This is a genomic window from Streptomyces sp. NPDC039736, from assembly GCF_055596485.1.
The window spans coordinates 34,010-50,055 of record NZ_JBVIUQ010000010.1; the positions used below are offsets into that span (position 1 = coordinate 34,010).

10 protein-coding genes are annotated in these 16,046 nt (G+C 74.3%); 1 reads left to right on the forward strand and 9 read right to left on the reverse strand.

Features of this window, described 5'->3' with window-relative positions; translation table 11 throughout:
* Window positions 1-7 precede the first annotated feature (7 nt).
* From ACZ56L_RS27800 to ACZ56L_RS27810, 3 genes are all read right to left on the reverse strand, one after another.
* Window positions 8-1,516 (reverse strand): ABC transporter substrate-binding protein, encoded by a 1,509-nt coding sequence (locus tag ACZ56L_RS27800; RefSeq protein ID WP_468691366.1) that lies wholly within the window; start codon window positions 1,514-1,516, stop codon window positions 8-10.
* Window positions 1,510-3,606 carry a hypothetical protein gene (locus tag ACZ56L_RS27805; protein ID WP_471067077.1) on the reverse strand — a complete coding sequence of 699 codons (2,097 nt, stop codon included), beginning with the start codon at window positions 3,604-3,606 and terminating at the stop codon, window positions 1,510-1,512. The genes ACZ56L_RS27800 and ACZ56L_RS27805 overlap by 7 nt, the downstream gene beginning before the upstream one ends.
* 141 nt (window positions 3,607-3,747) lie before the next feature.
* Window positions 3,748-3,951: a CsbD family protein gene (locus tag ACZ56L_RS27810; RefSeq protein ID WP_345220133.1), complete on the reverse strand. Its 204-nt coding sequence runs from the start codon at window positions 3,949-3,951 to the stop codon at window positions 3,748-3,750.
* A gap of 172 nt (window positions 3,952-4,123) precedes the next feature.
* Between ACZ56L_RS27810 and ACZ56L_RS27815 the strand changes: the two genes are divergently transcribed.
* A complete protein-coding gene (locus ACZ56L_RS27815; protein WP_345220132.1) occupies window positions 4,124-6,031 on the forward strand; it encodes a flavin monoamine oxidase family protein in 1,908 nt (635 codons plus the stop codon).
* A gap of 63 nt (window positions 6,032-6,094) precedes the next feature.
* Here ACZ56L_RS27815 and ACZ56L_RS27820 read toward each other — a convergent pair whose 3' ends face one another.
* From ACZ56L_RS27820 to infB, 6 genes are all read right to left on the reverse strand, one after another.
* Window positions 6,095-7,042, reverse strand: coding sequence for a bifunctional riboflavin kinase/FAD synthetase (locus ACZ56L_RS27820; RefSeq protein ID WP_345220131.1), 948 nt, complete (start codon window positions 7,040-7,042; stop codon window positions 6,095-6,097).
* 188 nt (window positions 7,043-7,230) lie between these two features.
* Complete coding sequence (locus ACZ56L_RS27825) at window positions 7,231-10,824, reverse strand: serine protease (RefSeq protein WP_471067080.1); 3,594 nt, start codon at window positions 10,822-10,824, stop codon at window positions 7,231-7,233.
* Between the two features lie 230 nt (window positions 10,825-11,054).
* Window positions 11,055-11,957, reverse strand: coding sequence for a tRNA pseudouridine(55) synthase TruB (truB, locus tag ACZ56L_RS27830; protein ID WP_345220129.1), 903 nt, complete (start codon window positions 11,955-11,957; stop codon window positions 11,055-11,057).
* Window positions 11,954-12,403 carry a 30S ribosome-binding factor RbfA gene (rbfA, locus tag ACZ56L_RS27835; protein ID WP_345220128.1) on the reverse strand — a complete coding sequence of 150 codons (450 nt, stop codon included), beginning with the start codon at window positions 12,401-12,403 and terminating at the stop codon, window positions 11,954-11,956. The genes truB and rbfA overlap by 4 nt, the downstream gene beginning before the upstream one ends.
* A gap of 26 nt (window positions 12,404-12,429) precedes the next feature.
* Window positions 12,430-12,723, reverse strand: coding sequence for a DUF503 domain-containing protein (locus ACZ56L_RS27840; protein ID WP_345220155.1), 294 nt, complete (start codon window positions 12,721-12,723; stop codon window positions 12,430-12,432).
* A gap of 158 nt (window positions 12,724-12,881) precedes the next feature.
* Window positions 12,882-16,019 (reverse strand): translation initiation factor IF-2, encoded by a 3,138-nt coding sequence (gene infB, locus ACZ56L_RS27845; protein ID WP_471067083.1) that lies wholly within the window; start codon window positions 16,017-16,019, stop codon window positions 12,882-12,884.
* Between the last annotated feature and the right edge of the window lie 27 nt (window positions 16,020-16,046).

The window sequence follows — 16,046 nt, forward strand, 5'->3', positions numbered from 1 at the left end:
CCCTGGGTTACGGACGCACGACCTCCAGGAACGCGTACTCCCCCGACGGCCGCATCTCCACCAGCGGCAGCGGCTTGTCCTGCGGGTCGCCGCGCGGCAGGAACCGGATCGGGCCGGAGACCCCGGGAACCGCGTTGGTGCCGCTGATCTGGAGCATCATCTGCCGCACCGCCCCCGCTTCCACCCTGTCGCGGCCGGCGGTCCTGATCGCGACGCCCATGGTGAAGAGGGCGTCATGGCCGGTGATGCCCTGCCCGTTGGACAACTGGTCGGCGCCGCGTCCGGTCAGCTTGTGGTAGCGCTTCTGGAAGTCGGGGAAGGGGTCGTCCTTGCCGCCCGGGTACCCCTCGGCCCACAGGCCGGGATGGGCGAGCGCCGTGAAGCGCACCGTCGTACGGCTCTCGCGCCACCGCTCGGCGAACCGCTCGCGGTCCTCCGCCGACCAGTCCGCGTCGTCCAGGCTGTCCGCGTCGTCGCCGGTGTAGACCGTCACCGCGCAGCGGCGCCCCGCCGCCGCCATCGCCTCGACGAACTCGCGCAGTTGCCGCCCCCGGCCCGCGAAGTACAGAGCCTGGGTCCGGTCCTGGCAGACCTTGTCCGCGATGGCGGAGAAGGCGCCCCGGGTGCCGGGCTCGGACGAGTCGTACGCGAGCCCCAGCTCGCGCAGCCGCAGCCCCTGGGCGCCGGCGGCACGGGTGAAGCCCTCGTGCAGGGACGTCGCGTAGAGGTCGTCCGGGTTGCGGTCGCGGATCACCGCCACCCGACGGCCGGATTCCTTGTCCTGCTCGCGGCGGAGGTGCTTCGCGATCGCCGACGCCTGGTCCTTGTTCGGCGGGACCACGCGGAAGAAGCCGGGTTCGGCTTCGCTGGTGAAGTCGTCCGCGGTGATGGTGGAGCCGATGAGCGGCAGCCCGGCGTCCCGCAGTCTGTCGATGGCCTTCTTCGTGGTCTCCAGGGACTGGCCGAAGCCCGCGACGCCGACCAGCCGGTGCTCGTCGTCGCCCTTCATCGCGATCAGGTCCCGGGTGAGCGGTTCCCAGTGCTCGGCCCCGGTCCCGGGATTGGCCAGCAGCAGCTTGATCTGCGGCTCCTCGCCGCGCCCGCCCTCGGCGTGCCGGTTCAGGGCGTGCTGGGCCAGATGGGCGCCCTCCAGCTCCTGGCGGACCGACCCGCGTCCCTTGTCCCCTGCCGCCAGGGTCATGGGCTGCAGGTAGGCGACGGACACCCAGGGCTTGCCCGACTTCTCGACGTTGCGGTTCTCGGCGTGAATGAGGCGGGTGATGTCCTCCAGGTACGCGTCGAAGACGTACGCGCCGTCGGTGACGCCCACGCATTCGCCGTCGGCCTCCGCCACCCCCTCCGCGCACTTGTCGAAGTGCTCGTAGAAGCTGCCCGGCAACGTGCTGAGGAACAGCCACCACGCCGTGGCGAGCAGCAGGAGCAGGCCGAGTCCCCAGAGCAGGAGGCGCTTCCGGAGCGGCGGCGGGGGCGGGCGGTTGGGCAGCGGGTTCACCATGGTCGGCTCTCCGGACGGTAGAGCATGGCCCGCCGCTGCAGGACGCCCATCGGGTGGGCGGTGAGTCCCTGGCCGAGCAGTGCCATGAGCTGCGTGTGGATCGTGTCGTGCAGTTCCGCCCTCGGGTCACCGAGCGGGTCCGACCACAGGTGGGCGTACGGATCGCTCTCCGGGTGCAGGGTCAGCCGCCCCGCGACGAGCAGCCGGGCGATCGGCCGCTGCGGATCGGGGACGCCCGGTGTCACGCGGTCGTCGAGGAGCTCGTACTCCTCCTGGGCGGTGCGTTCCACGGTGCCGGGCACCCAGCGGCGCGGGGCCCGCTGGACCCAGGACAGCAGCCGGCACCACTTCTCGACGGCGAGGGTTCCGGCCGCCACCCGCCGGAACTGCTCGTGCAGGTACGCGGCCGCCCCGGCGACGTCGTCCATGGCCAGCCGGTGGTAGGCGACCTCCAGGGCCGCCCGGTCCCGCACCCCGGCCTCCACCCCGGAACCGGCGGCGCGCTCCTGCGCCGCGTCGCGCAGCGCCCGGTGGGCGCCGTTCCAGCCGGCCGGATCGTCGTCGTCGGTGGCCGGGTGGCGGGCGAGCAGCCGCAGTTGGAGGAGGCGTACGACATCGGGCAGCACCGTCTCGGTCTCGCCGTCGACGTCGCGGGGCTCGCAGAACAGGTCGTCGATCCCCAGCGTGCCGATCCGGTTGCGCAGTTGCTCCCCGGCGGTGCCCAGCCACAGCTTCGGGGCGGCGACGGCCCGCCCCGGGGTGAACGCGGCCGCCGTGCGCGGCAGCAGCCACCGCACGTTCCCGGCGTCGGCCACCAGTCCGGCGAGCGCCGGGCCGACGAACCTCTGCTCCCCGGGGGCGAACAGGCGCCGCAGCCGGGTCTCCAGGGGCTCGTCGTCGTCGAACTCCTCCAGTCTCTCCAGGACCGCGGAGGTCGCCTGCGGATGCCCCCGGAGCAGTTCGTGCAGCAGCCGGCCCATCCAGTGGCCCGGCCGGGGAACGCCCCGGGTGGCGGCGGGCGACAGCCGCGCCAGTACGGGCCGGCACAGGTCCAGCACCTCGTCCCGGGCGAGGGGGCGCAGTTGGGCGGCGAGCAGCTCGCCGAAGCCGTGTCTGCGCAGGTGCAGCGGAGCGAGGCGGCCGGGGCCGGCCTCCTCCTCGTCCTCGCCCGCCCAGCCGGCGAGATAGCGGCCCGGCACGGGCTCGCCGCGTTCCAGCCGGGTCAGCACGCCGATCCTGCTGCGGGCGGTGGCCACCACGAGCAGCGGATCGGGCCGGTCGGACGCGCTCCTGACGGCCGCCAGCCGGGTCAGGAAGGCGTCCGCCGCGCCGCCCTCGCTGTCCGCGTCGTCGAGCAGCAGGACGCAGCGCAGCGTGCGGTTCTGGTCGCCGTACGCCTGCCGCAGATCGCCGAGCAGTGCGCCGACCAGCAGCTCCTCGACCTGTTCCCGGTGGCGTGCGGAGCCGTGCCGGAAGCGGTTGTTGAGCCGGACGAGGAAGTCGGCGGACCGTTCGGAGCGCTCCTCGTCGGAGGCCTTCGCGGCCTTGCGGATGAGCCGGTCGGTGCGGTGCAGCGCCACGGCCTTCTCCATGCCGCGGGCCAGCGGCACCACGCCCATCACGTAGCCGGGCATCCCGGTCGCCGCGCCCAGCGTCTCCACCAGGGCGTCGAGCACGGGCCGGTAGCGCCACGGGGCGCGTCCGGCGTCCAGGGCCTGGCGCAGTTGCTGGACGGCGCGTTCCCGCTGGGTGGGGTCCAGGTCGGCGGCGAGCGCCAGCGCGAGGGTGGCGAACGCCCCCAGCGGAAGCCGGGGCACCTGCGGCTTGGCCTCGTGGAGCTGGAAGGCGGCGCGGGCCAGCAGGCCCGCCACCGTCTGGTTCTCGGCGTCGAGCCCGGTGAGGTCCAGGTGCGCGAAGGGCGCGTACCGCACCTGCTGGGCGAGTTCGTCGAGCAGGACGGACTTGCCGCTCCCCCGCCCCCCGAGCAGCAGCAGCGGAGGAGGCGGCCCGAGCAGTGCGCCCGGCTCGCGGACGGAGTGCTCCGTGAGCCAGGCGAGCACCGCCCGGTCGCGTCGGGACGGCAGGGCCATGACACCCCCGATGATCGGCCTGGGACACAAAGGAATCCCCAAATCACCTACAGCACAAGGGTGTTGAAGAAGATCGTTTCCCCGTCGGACACGGCAGAGGGCCCCGGTGCGCACACCGGGGCCCTCTCCGCGCGTCCTGCCTCAGGCGTCGTCGTCCTTCTTGCCGGTGAGGGAGTCCTTGATGCCCTGGACCTTGCCCTTGGCCTTGTTCCCCAGTTCCTCGGCCTTCGCCTTGAGCTGGTCGGTCTGGCCCTCGCTCTCCAGCCGGTCGTTGCCGGTGGCCTGGCCGCCCACTTCCTTGGCCTTGCCCTTGAGCTTGTCAACAGTGCTTTCGGCGTCGGTCACGGTCTCGCCTTTCCCAGGGGTACGGGGATGTCGGAACGCCCCCCACGTTGCCGCAGGTCGCCGCGGCCCGCATGTCGAGCCGGAGCACCCCGTTGGGCGATACGGGTGAACGGCCGCACCCGTTCGGGTGTTCCCGGCCCCCTCCACCGCCCCGCCCCGGATCGTGTGAGGCGTGAACACACCACCTTCGCGGCGTACGGTCATCGCCGCCACCGGCACCGCCGCCCTCGCCGCCGGCCTCGCCCTGCCCACTGCCTCCGGCGCCCTCCCGGCCGCCCCCGCCGGCCCCCTCCCCGCCGCCGCTCCCGTCCCCCGTGACGTCTGCCGGGCCGTGGCCCGCGCCGTCCTCGTGCTGGACGGCGACAACCAGCCCCTGGTGCCCCGCTACACCCGCATCCTGTCCGGCGAGGGCCTGCCCCGCAGCCGCCGCGCGCCGAAGAAGGTGCTGGTCGTCGGCGCGGGCCCGGCCGGCATGACCGCGGCCCTCCTGCTGAAGCGGGCCGGGCACCGGGTCACCGTGATCGAGGCCAACGGCAACCGGGTCGGCGGCCGGGTGAAGACCTTCCGCACCGGCGGCCACGAGGGGGCCGAGCAGCCGTTCGCGGACCCCAAGCAGTACGCCGAGGCCGGCGCGATGCGCATCCCGGGCAGCCACCCGCTGGTCACCGCCCTCCTGGAAGCCCTGGGCCTGGAGCGCCGCCGGTTCCACCTCGTCGACGTGGACCCCCTGGGCAGGCCGGCCCTGCGCACCTGGATCTGCGCCAACGGGATGCGCGTGCGCCGCGCCGACTACCGCGAGGACCCGCGCCCCCTCAACCGCTCCTTCGGCGTCCCGGCCCGCTTCGAGTCCGTACCGGCGTCCCAGATCCTGCGCGACTCCTTCAGACCCGTGCACGCGCTCATCGAGGGCAAGCAGGGCGAGGCGCTGGTCGAGGGCTGGGCGACCGTGCTGGAGCGGTACGGGCACCACTCGATGCACCGCTTCCTGACCGAGGAGGCCCGGCTCGACGCCGCCACGATCGACCTGGTCGGCACGGTCGAGAACGTCACCTCTCGCCTGGGCCTCGCCTTCGTCCACAGCTTCCTGTCGGCGGCGCTGATCAGCCCGGACACCGCGTTCTACGAGCTGCCGGGCGGCTCGGGCACCTTCGCCGACGCGCTCTACGCGCGGGTGCGGGACTCGGTGCGGCTCGACCGCCGGGCGGTGCGCGTCGAGCACGGCGAGCGCGGGGTGAGCGTGCACACCGTCTCCGAGGGCCGCGACGGGGCCGCCGTCGAGCAGGAGACCTTCCACGGCGACGAGGTCGTCCTCACCGTCCCCTTCAGCGGTCTGCGCCACGTGACCTTCACGCCCGCCCTCCCGTACCGCAAGCGGCGCGCGATCACCGAGCTGCACTACGACTCGGCGACCAAGGTCCTGCTCGAATTCTCCCTCCGGTGGTGGGAGTTCTCCGAGGCCGACTGGAAGCGCGAGCTGGACGCGGTGCGCCCGGGGCTGTACGAGGAGTACCGGCGCGGCAGGGCGCCCGCCGACGGCTCCCTGCTGGGCGCCCACCCCTCGGTGCCGGAGGGGCACATCTCGCCGAGCCAGCGCGTGCACTACGCGGCGCACCGGGCCGCGCAGCCCGAGCAGCCCGAGGCGGCACAGGTCATCGGCGGCGGCTCCGCCACGGACAACCCCAACCGCTTCATGTACGCGCCCTCCCACCCGGTCCCGGGCAGCCCGGGCGGAGTGCTGCTCGCCTCCTACAGCTGGGCCGACGACGCGCTGAAGTGGGACTGCTTCGACGACGCGGAGCGCTACCCGCGGGCGCTGGGCGGCGTGCAGGACGTGTACGGGCAGCGGATCGAGGTGTTCTACACGGGCGTCGGCAGAACGCAGTCCTGGATGCGCGACCCGTACGCGTACGGCGAGGCGTCCGTGCTCCTGCCCGGCCAGCACACCGAGCTCCTCCCCGACATCCCCACCGCCGCGGGCCGCCTGCACTTCGCGGGCTGCCACACGTCCGTCAAGCCCGCGTGGATCGAGGGGGCGCTGGAGTCGGCGGTACGGGTGGCACTGGAGGTGCACACGGGGTGAGACGCACGGGGCCGCCCGGATTCCGAGAGGATTCCGGGCGGCCCCTTCGCGCCGTACCGCTGCCTACTCGGCGTCCGCCGTCAGCGACCGCGCCTGCTTCACGTCGTCCGCGATGGCCTCCAGCAGCCCGTCGAGCGACTCGAACTTCGCCATGCCGCGCACGTACGCCAGGAACTCGACGGCCACGTGCATCCCGTACAGGTCCAGCCCGACCCGGTCGATGGCGTACGCCTCCACCGTCCGCTTCTTGCCCTCGAACTGCGGGTTCGTCCCGACCGAGATCGCCGCGGGCATCCGCTCGCCGTCGGCGGTCAGCCAGCCCGCGTACACGCCGTCGGCGGGGACGGCGGTGTGCGGCAGCGTCTCGACGTTGGCGGTCGGGTAGCCCAGCTCGCGCCCGCGCTGCTCGCCGCGCACGACGACGCCCTCCACCGCGTGCGGGCGGCCCAGGATCTCGGCGGCGCCCGCCACGTCCCCCTCGGCCACCAGCCGCCGCGCCAGCGTGGAGGAGAACGGCTCGCCGCCGCCCGCCGTGCCGCTCACGAACAGGTCCACGACCTCGACCTCGTAGTCGTACGTCGGCCCCAGCTCGGCCAGGAACTCCACGTTCCCGGCGGCCCGGTGCCCGAACCGGAAGTTCGGCCCCTCGACGACGCGTCGCGCGTGCAGCTTGTCGACCAGCACCTTCACCACGAAGTCGGCCGGGCTGAGCTTCGAGAACTCGGTCGTGAAGGGGAGGATCAGCAGCGCGTCGACGCCCAGCTCCGCCATCAGCTCGGCGCGCCGGTGGTGCGGGGCCAGCAGCGGCGGGTGGCTGCCCGGCCGGACGACCTCGCTCGGGTGCGGGTCGAAGGTCACGACGACCGACCGCACGCCCAGCTCGCGGGCGCGCTCGACGGCCCGCCCGATGATCAACTGGTGCCCGCGGTGCACGCCGTCGTAGGAGCCGATGGTGACGACGCTGCGTCCCCAGTCCTGGGGAATGTCCTCCAAGCCGCGCCAGCGCTGCACTGTGACCGCTCCTCGTGTACGTCTCTGGTACGTGATGGTGACTGCCCGGGGATCCGGGCGACCCCCTGAACATGCTCTTACGCAGGTCTAAGACTGCCATGCCGGGCCTCGGCCCCCCGCATCGGTGTCCCGGCGCCCGCGCGGACGGCCGCGCCCGGACGCGGGCCGGGCCGCGGGGCCCTCCGGGGTCAGACTCCGGACAGGCTCGACTCCGCCAGCAGTCCCACCATCCGCCGCGAACTCGGCCCCACCATCGCCGCCCACTCCCCCGGCGCCCCCTCCAGCCACCCCGCCACCAGCCGGGCGAACCCCGGCACATCGCGGGCCAGCGCCACCAGCCGCCGGTCGAAGCAGGACGCCCCCTGCGGCGTACGGACCAGCAGCCCGGCCGTCCGCCGCACCAGCTCCCGCGTCCGCGCCGCCCCCCGCGCGTCCGCCCCGAGCGCCGCCGCCCGCAGCACGGCGTCGAGCACCGCGCAGTCCCCGGCGTGCGCCGGGTCGTCGCGCCGGTGCTCCTCGTACTCCAGGAGCACGTCGAGGAGTTCGGCCCGCAGCGGTCCCGACACCGGTGTCCCGGGCGCCGCGAGCACCGGGGCCAGCGCGCTGCGCACCGCACAGGGACCGCTCCGCAGCATCCCGCTGACCAGCGGAAACAGCTCGGCCCGTACGCCGGGCCCGCTCTCCAGGCGCGCGTCGACGTACGCGGCGGCGGGCCCGGCCCCCTCCGGCCGGTGCGCCACGTACTCCGCGACCAGGGCCGCGGCGCGGCGGGCCGGCGCGGGCGCGTGCACGTCGGCGAGCGCCTCCAGCACCTCCCCGGCCCGGGGCCCGGCCTCGTGCAGGGCGGTCCGGAGCGCGGCGAGCACCGGCTCGGGGTGCGTGTCCAGCGCGCTGACCAGAGCCCTCGCCGGAACCTTCGGCTCCCCCAGCACGAAAGCGGCCACCGCGCGCGGCAGGAACCGCGACCGCGACAGCGGATCGCGCACGAGGAGCGCGAGCGCGGCGCCGTGCAGGCCGAGGTCGCCGCCCCGGGCGAGCAGGGCCAGCGCGGCGAACCGGAGCAGCTCCCGGTCGGCGCCGCTCGTGGCGTGCCCGGCGACCACCCCCGCGTACGAGGCCGCGGCGACCCTGCGCTCGGCGCGCTCGTCGTGTGCCCACCGGTCGACGGCCCGGCACAGGGCGGCGGGTTCGTCGGCGGCGAGGACGTGCAGCACCTCGTCGGCGCGCGGATGCCCGGCCTGGACGAGCGTCTCCACGAGGTCGTCCAGGGCGAGCCCCCGGTGGGTGTGCAGGAGGGCCTGGGCGACCTCGGCGACGGTGAGCCGGGCGCCGCCGGGCAGACGGCGGTCGTCGTCGAACCAGGCGCAGAGCAGGACCTGTACGCGGCGGACGTCGGCGACCAGGACGCGGGCGACGGCGTCGAGGTGGCGGGGCGCGCTCGGGCTCTCCGGCGGCCCGTCCGCCGGGACCAGGACGCGCAGCAGGTCGACCCGTTCGGCCTGGTCGACGCCGAGCCGCTCCCAGAACCAGGGGCCGAACCGGGCGAAGCCGCCGAGCCCGTGCGGGCCGCCCGCCCGGAGGGAGCGGGCGGTGAGCGTCTCGGCCAGCTCCCTGAGGACGGGCCGGTAGGGGGCGAGGTCGGGGACGCGCAGGAGGGTCTCGCCCAGCAGCCGGGAGGCCCACCAGTGGGCGTCCTCGCTGTCGAGGACGTCCAGGGCGTGGATCAACTCCCGGAGCTGCCGCGTGAGGTGCTCGGGCCCCAGGTGCCGCTCCAGCAGGAGCACGGCTTCGACGACGGGCCCGATCCGGTGCCGGGGGACGGGGAGGACCCGGGATGCCTCGGCCGGGTCCCCCGCGACCGGCGGGGGCGGTCCGACGGGGGCGGCGTGAGCCCCCGGGGCTCCGTGGGCGCCCCTCCCCGCCCCTGCCCCGAAGCGCCCGGCGCGCGGCCGCGCGTCCTCGCCTGCCGGAGGGGCCGCCGGAGGGGCCGCGTTCCACACCAGCCCCTCCACCGCCTCCCCCAGGTCCAGGTGCGCGCCCTGCACCCAGTCCGCCACCTCCTCGTGGGCGAAGCGGTAGCCCGCGCCGGCGGGGACCAGGACGCCCTCCGTGAGGATCGCGGAGGCCCAGCCCGTGCGCCACGGGAAGATCTCCTCGAAGGAGACCCGGTCCAGCTCGCCCTGGCCCGGCCCCAGGCAGCGGCGGGCCGCTTCGTGGACCCGGCCGGAGACCTCCGCCGCCAGCCGGCGCACCGCCGCGCCCCGCACGGCCGGGCGCCGGGCGGCGGCCACCCGTACCGCCACCCGCAAGCACATCAGCGCCAGGTGCGCCTCGAACACCTCCTCCCTGGTCGGGCACCCGGGCGCGTCGCCCTGCGGGACCGCCGCCCGCACCTCCGCCAGCAGCCGCAGGGTGAGCGGATGACGGGCGTCGGCCTCGCGCAGGGCCCCGGCCCCGATCCCGTACCGTTCGCGGGCGTGCACCGCCTCCTGCGGGGAGAAGTCGCCGAGGGGAACGGCGGCGGCCCCCGGATACAGCTCCCGCGCCTGCTCCCAGTGCTCCGGGCGGCACCCCACCACCAGCCGTGCCCGGTTCTCCCGCAGCCAGTGCGCCGTGCCGGAGGTCCATTCCGGGAGCCGGTGGGCGAGGACCGGCGGCATCTCCTCCGGGCCGTCGAGGAGGACGAGCAGGGGGCGGCCCGCGTCGGCCGCCAGCCGGGCCACGCGCTCGGGCGTGGCGACGGACATGTCGCCGGGGGTCCCCGACGCCGCGACGATCCGGCCCGCCCGGGCCAGCACCCGGCCGACCGCCTCCGCGACCGAAGCGTCCCCGGCGCGCAGATCGGCCCCGCGCAGCCAGACGGTGGGGGCGGGTTCGGGACCGCGGGCGCGGCGGGCGGCGAGGGCGCGCAGTTCGGTGGTGCGGCCGGTGCCCGGGGTGCCGACGAGCCCCAGGACGTACGCCTCCCCGCTCGTGAAGGACGTGAAGGACTCGAACTCCCGGCGCGGGCAGGCCCGTTCCACCGGGTCGTGCCAGTCGGCAGGCCCGCCCGCCGGACCGACCGAGGTGCCGGTGAGCTGCAAGGCCCCCGCCAGGTTGAGGTCCTCGCCGTACGCGGGCACGGTCGCCGCGTTCCGCCGCAGCAGCTCGTCCAGCGGCCCCGCGCCCCCGCCGCCGAGCGGCACGGCGAACCCGGCGGCCCGGTGGGCCTGCGCGGCGTCCGCCGGCCGTACGGAGCGGAGCGCCTGGGGAAGCAGTGACGTGCAGAGGACCGCGAGGACCGCGCCGGTCTCCGCGTCCAGCACCGGCCCGCCCGCCGCCGTCCCGCCCAGCCGCAGCGCGTCGCTGCCCGCGGTGCCCATCGCCAGTTCCATCGCGGAGTCCAGCAGGTGGAAGCGGTCGGTCGCCGTGTACGTCACCGGGGCCGCCCCCAGCACCCGCGCCTGACGCCAGCCCCCGGCCGCCAGCCGTACGTACGTCCCGGCGGCGACCTTCCGCCGCCCGGTCACCGGCAGCGGGCGCACGTCGAGCCCCGAGGTGCGCACGAGGGCGAGCCCGTGCTCCGGGAGGGAGGTGATGGCGTCGTGCTCGGCCAGACAGGTGCGGTCGCCGGGGGCGTGCAGCACCAGCCGGGTGAGGCCGTCGACGGCCTCGTGGCTGGTGACGACCGTGCCCAGGTCGTCGGCGACGAAGCCGGTGCCGCGCGGCCGTCCGGCCAGGTCGCAGATCCGTACCAGCACCGTGGCCGGAACCGGGTCCGGCCGCGTCGCGTCCGCCGCCATAAAGGAACACCCCCTGCCCACGACCGTAGACAGAGGATGATCAGCGGCAGAAGAACGTCTGCCGAAAGCGCCCCCGCTCACTCCCCGCATTCACTCCGAGCGCCCGCCCATCGGGGTGAATCGGCCGTCCGAAACGGACAGACCCCAGGACAGAGGGGGAAGCGGGAGGGGACCGTGGAGCGGACGGCGCGTCGTCCGCCCGCTCCACGATGTCGTGCCGCGCGCGGCTCTCAGCCGAACACGGCCAGGCTCTTGGCCTTGCCCTTCTGGTCCTCGACCAGGGCGAGGAACCGCCCGTCGGGGCCGTACACGGCCACCGGGTTGCGCTCGTGCGCGGGCATGTCGATCCGCACGCCGTTCATGATCAGTCCGGCGCGCTTCTCGTCCACCTCCCAGCGTGGGAAGGCGGCCGCCGCCGCGTCCGCGATCGGCATGACGGCCAGCGACTCCTGGTGCGCCTCCAGGGTGCGGGCCGCGTCCAGTCCGTACGGGCCCACCCGGGTGCGCCGCAGCGCCGTGAGGTGTCCGCCGACGCCGAGCCCGGCGCCGAGGTCGCGCGCGAGGGCGCGGATGTACGTGCCCGAGGAGCAGACGACGGAGACGACCAGGTCGACGACCGGGGTGCCGTCCTCCGCGACCGCCGGGCGCACGTCGTACACCTGGAAGGAGGAGACGGTCACCGGACGGGCCGGGATCTCGAAGTCCTCGCCCTCGCGGGCCCGCTTGTACGAGCGCTTGCCGTCGATCTTGATGGCGCTGACCTTGGACGGCACCTGCATGATGTCGCCGGACAGCGCGGCGACGCCCGCGTCGATGCCCTCGCGGGTGACGGCGGAGGCGTCGGTGGAGGTGATGACGTCGCCCTCGGCGTCGTCGGTGAGGGTGTCCTGGCCGAGCCGGATGGTGCCCAGGTACTCCTTCTCGGTCAGCGCGAGGTGGCCGAGGAGCTTGGTCGCCTTCTCGACGCCGAGGACCAGGACCCCCGTCGCCATCGGGTCGAGCGTGCCGGCGTGGCCGACGCGGCGGGTCCTGGCGATCCCGCGCATCTTGGCGACGACGTCGTGCGAAGTGAAACCGGACGGCTTGTCGACAATGACAAGACCGTCCGGAGTCTTCGTTACTGCGTTGCTCATGCGGTGGCGTCGTCCTCGTCGTCGTCACCGGGCTTCTTGTACGGGTCGGCCTCGCCGGCGTACTGCGCGCCGGAGGAGGTCTCGCGCACCTTGGCGTCGGTGGCCCGCGCCTTGTCGAGGAGGTCCTCGATGGTCTTGGCGTTCTCCGGGAGGGCGTCCGCCACGAAGGTCAGGGTCGGCGTGAACTTGGTGCCCGCCGCCTGCCCGACCGCGGAGCGCAGGACGCCCTTGGCGCTCTGCAGCCCCGCTGCGGCGTTGGCCCGGTCCTCGTCGTCGCCGTACACCGTGTAGAAGACCGTGGCCTCCCGCAGGTCACCGGTGACGCGGGTGTCCGTGATCGTCACGTGCGTCCCCAGACGCGGGTCCTTGACCCCGCGCAGGAGCTTCTCGGCGACGACCTGCTGAATGAGGTCCGCCAGCTTCTTCGCCCGAGCGTTGTCGGCCACTGGTCCTTCTCCTTGTGTGTTCTTGCTCAGTCTTCGTCACTGTGCAGCCGCCGTCGTACCGACAGCAACTCCACTTCGGGCCGGGCGGCGACCAGGCGCTCGCACCGGTCCAGTACGTCTGTGAGGTGCCCCGTGTCGCCGGACACCGCCGCGACCCCGATCTCGGCCCGGCGGTGGAGGTCCTGATCCCCCACCTCCGCCACGCTGACCGCGAACCTGCGGTGCAGCTCGGCGACGATCGGCCGGACGACGGAGCGTTTCTCCTTCAGCGACCGTACGTCGCCGAGCAGGAGGTCGAAGGACAGCGTCCCCACATACATGTGTGTCCGGATGTCCCGCCGGTTCGGGTTCATGTGCCGCTGCCACTGCTTGGCAGGGACACCAGAACCGTACACGCAACGGCCGGGGCCGCTCGACGGAAATAATCTCCGCCGAGCGGCCCCGACTCCTCACTGCTTGCGGTGCTTGCTGCGGGGCCTCAGCCGCGCGGCTTCTCCCGCATCTCGTACGTCGCGATGACGTCGTCGATCTTGATGTCGTTGAAGTTCCCGAGGTTGATACCGCCCTCGAAGCCTTCGCGGATCTCGGTGACGTCGTCCTTGAAGCGGCGCAGGCCCTGGATGTTGAGGTCCTCGGCCACGACCTTGCCGTCGCGGATGAGGCGCGCCTTGGTGTTGCGCTTGACCTCGCCGGAGCGGATGAGGACACCCGCGATGTTGCCGAGCTTGGACGAGCGGAAGATCTCGCGGATCTCCGCGGTACCGAGCTCGACCTCCTCGTACTCCGGCTTGAGCATGCCCTTGAGCGCTGCTTCGATCTCCTCGATGGCCTGGTAGATCACCGAGTAGTAGCGGACGTCGACGCCCTCGCGCTCGGCCATCTGCTGAGCACGGCCGGCCGCACGGACGTTGAATCCGATGACGATGGCGTCGGAACCCGTCGCCAGGTCGATGTCGGACTCGGTGACCGCACCCACACCGCGGTGCAGGACGCGGATGTCGACCTCGTCGGAGACGTCGAGCGCCAGCAGCGAGGCTTCGAGGGCCTCGACCGAACCGGACGCGTCACCCTTGATGATGATGTTGAGGTCCTGCACGAGACCGGCCTTGAGGGCCTCGTCCAGGTTCTCCAGGGAGAACCGGACGCCACGGCGGGCGAACGCCGCGTTCCGCTCACGGGCGGCACGCTTCTCGGCGATCTGCCGGGCCGTGCGGTCCTCCTCGACGACGAGGAAGTTGTCGCCGGCGCCGGGGACGTTGGTGAGACCCAGCACCAGGACGGGGGTCGAGGGACCCGCTTCCTGCACGTTGTTGCCGTTGTCGTCGAGCATGGCGCGCACGCGGCCGTAGGCGTCGCCCGCGACCATCGTGTCGCCGACGCGCAGCGTTCCGCGCTGGACGAGGACGGTGGCGACGGCGCCGCGGCCCTTGTCGAGGTGGGCCTCGATGGCGATGCCCTGCGCGTCCATCTCGGCGTTCGCCCGGAGGTCGAGCGAAGCGTCCGCGGTCAGGATGACCGCTTCCAGCAGGGCCTCGATGTTGAGGCTCTGACGGGCCGAGATGTCGACGAACATCGTGTCGCCGCCGTACTCCTCCGCCACCAGACCGAACTCGGTGAGCTGGCCGCGCACCTTGGTCGGGTCCGCGCCCTCGACGTCGATCTTGTTGACCGCGACGACGATCGGGACACCGGCGGCCTTGGCGTGGTTGAGCGCCTCGACCGTCTGCGGCATGACACCGTCGTTGGCCGCGACCACGAGGATCGCGATGTCGGTGGACTTCGCACCACGGGCACGCATGGCGGTGAACGCCTCGTGACCGGGGGTGTCGATGAAGGTGATGGCGCGCTCTTCGCCGTTGACCTCGGTGGCGACCTGGTACGCACCGATGTGCTGCGTGATGCCGCCGGCCTCGCCCGCGACGACGTTCGTCTTGCGGATGGCGTCGAGCAGTCGGGTCTTTCCGTGGTCGACGTGACCCATGACGGTCACGACCGGCGGACGGGAGACGAGCATGTCCTCGCCGCCCTCGTCCTCGCCGAACTCGATGTCGAAGGACTCGAGGAGCTCGCGGTCCTCCTCCTCCGGGCTGACGATCTCGAGGACGAAGTTCATCTCGTCCGCGAGCAGCTTCAGCGTCTCGTCGGAGACGGACTGCGTGGCGGTGACCATCTCGCCGAGGTTCATCATCACGCCGACGAGCGACGCCGGGTTGGCGTTGATCTTCTCGGCGAAGTCGGTGAGCGAGGCACCGCGCGACAGGCGGACGGTCTGTCCGTTGCCGCGGGGCAGCATCACGCCGCCCACGGACGGGGCCTGCATGGCCTCGTACTCCTGGCGCCTCTGACGCTTCGACTTGCGACCGCGACGGGCGGGACCGCCCGGACGGCCGAACGCACCCTGCGTGCCGCCACGGGCACCCGGGCCGCCGGGACGACCGCCGAAGCCGGGACGGCCACCGCCGCCGCCACCGGGACGGCCGGCGAAGCCGCCGCCGCCACCACCGGGACCGGCCGGACGACCGGCGAAGCCGCCGCCGCCGCCACCCGGACGACCGGCGAAGCCGCCGCCGCCACCGGGGCGACCGCCGCCGCCACCCGGACGGCCCGCGCCGCCACCGGGACCGCGACCGCCGCCACCGGGACCGCCACCAGGACGGGGACCGGCAGCCGGACGCTGCGGCATCATGCCCGGGTTCGGACGGTTGCCCGAAGGGGCGCCGCCCGGACGCGGCGCGCCGCCCTGCGGGCGGGGCATGCCACCGGGGGTCGGACGGCCCGCGCCGCCCTGGCCGCCCTGGGGACGCGGAGCGCCGCCGGGACCGCCCTGCGGACGCGGGGCGCCACCGGGCGCACCGGGGCCGCCGGCCGGACGCGGGGCGTTGCCGCCGGGACGGGGCGCCTGGGGGCGCGCCATGCCGGTGGAACCGCCCGAGGTGAAGGGGTTGTTGCCGGGACGGGGGCCCGAGGGACGGGCACCGGGGCGCGGGGCGCCCTGACCGGCGGGACGTGCGGGGCGGTCGCCGCCGCGCTCGCCGCCACGGCCGCCCTGACCGCCGTCACGCTGGCCGGCCGCGGGGGCCGGACGCGCGGGGGCGGGACGGGGACCGGGGGTGGCGCCCGCGGGACGCGGGGCCTGCTGCTGCGGGGCCTGCGGCTGCGCGGGGGCAGGCGCGGAGAACTCGGCCTGCGGCACCGGGGTGACCGGGGCCGGCTTGGCCGGTGCGGGCTTGGGACCCGGGCGCGGGCCGGCAGCGGCCGGGCTCGCGGAGGCCGCGGGCTTGGGGGCCTCGGCGGCGGCCGGCTTGGGGGCCGGTGCGCCGGGCTTGGGGGCGCCGGGACGGGGAGCCGTCGGGGCTCCCGGGCCGGCGGGGGCGGCCGCGGACGGCGCCGCGGGCCTGGCAGGCGTCGCCTTGCGGGGCGCGCCGGGCTTCGCTGCGGACTTGCCGGCGTTGCCGCCGGGGCCCTGCAGTGCGTCAGTCAACTTGCGTACAACCGGCGCCTCGATCGTCGAGGACGCCGAACGGACGAATTCACCAAGTTCTTGGAGCTTGGCCATGACGACCTTGCTCTCAACACCGAACTCCTTGGCGAGTTCGTATACCCGGACCTTAGCCACTTCGCTCCTTTTAGGTCCGGGTTGAAC

Bases quoted from the DNA above. Each gene is read 5' to 3' on its own strand.
- ACZ56L_RS27800 (WP_468691366.1), bottom strand. From the start codon at position 1,516: ATGGTGAACCCGCTGCCCAACCGCCCGCCCCCGCCGCCGCTCCGGAAG.
- ACZ56L_RS27805 (WP_471067077.1), bottom strand. From the start codon at position 3,606: ATGGCCCTGCCGTCCCGACGCGACCGGGCGGTGCTCGCCTGGCTCACG.
- ACZ56L_RS27825 (WP_471067080.1), bottom strand. From the start codon at position 10,824: ATGGCGGCGGACGCGACGCGGCCGGACCCGGTTCCGGCCACGGTGCTG.
- truB (WP_345220129.1), bottom strand. From the start codon at position 11,957: ATGAGCAACGCAGTAACGAAGACTCCGGACGGTCTTGTCATTGTCGAC.
- ACZ56L_RS27840 (WP_345220155.1), bottom strand. From the start codon at position 12,723: ATGTATGTGGGGACGCTGTCCTTCGACCTCCTGCTCGGCGACGTACGG.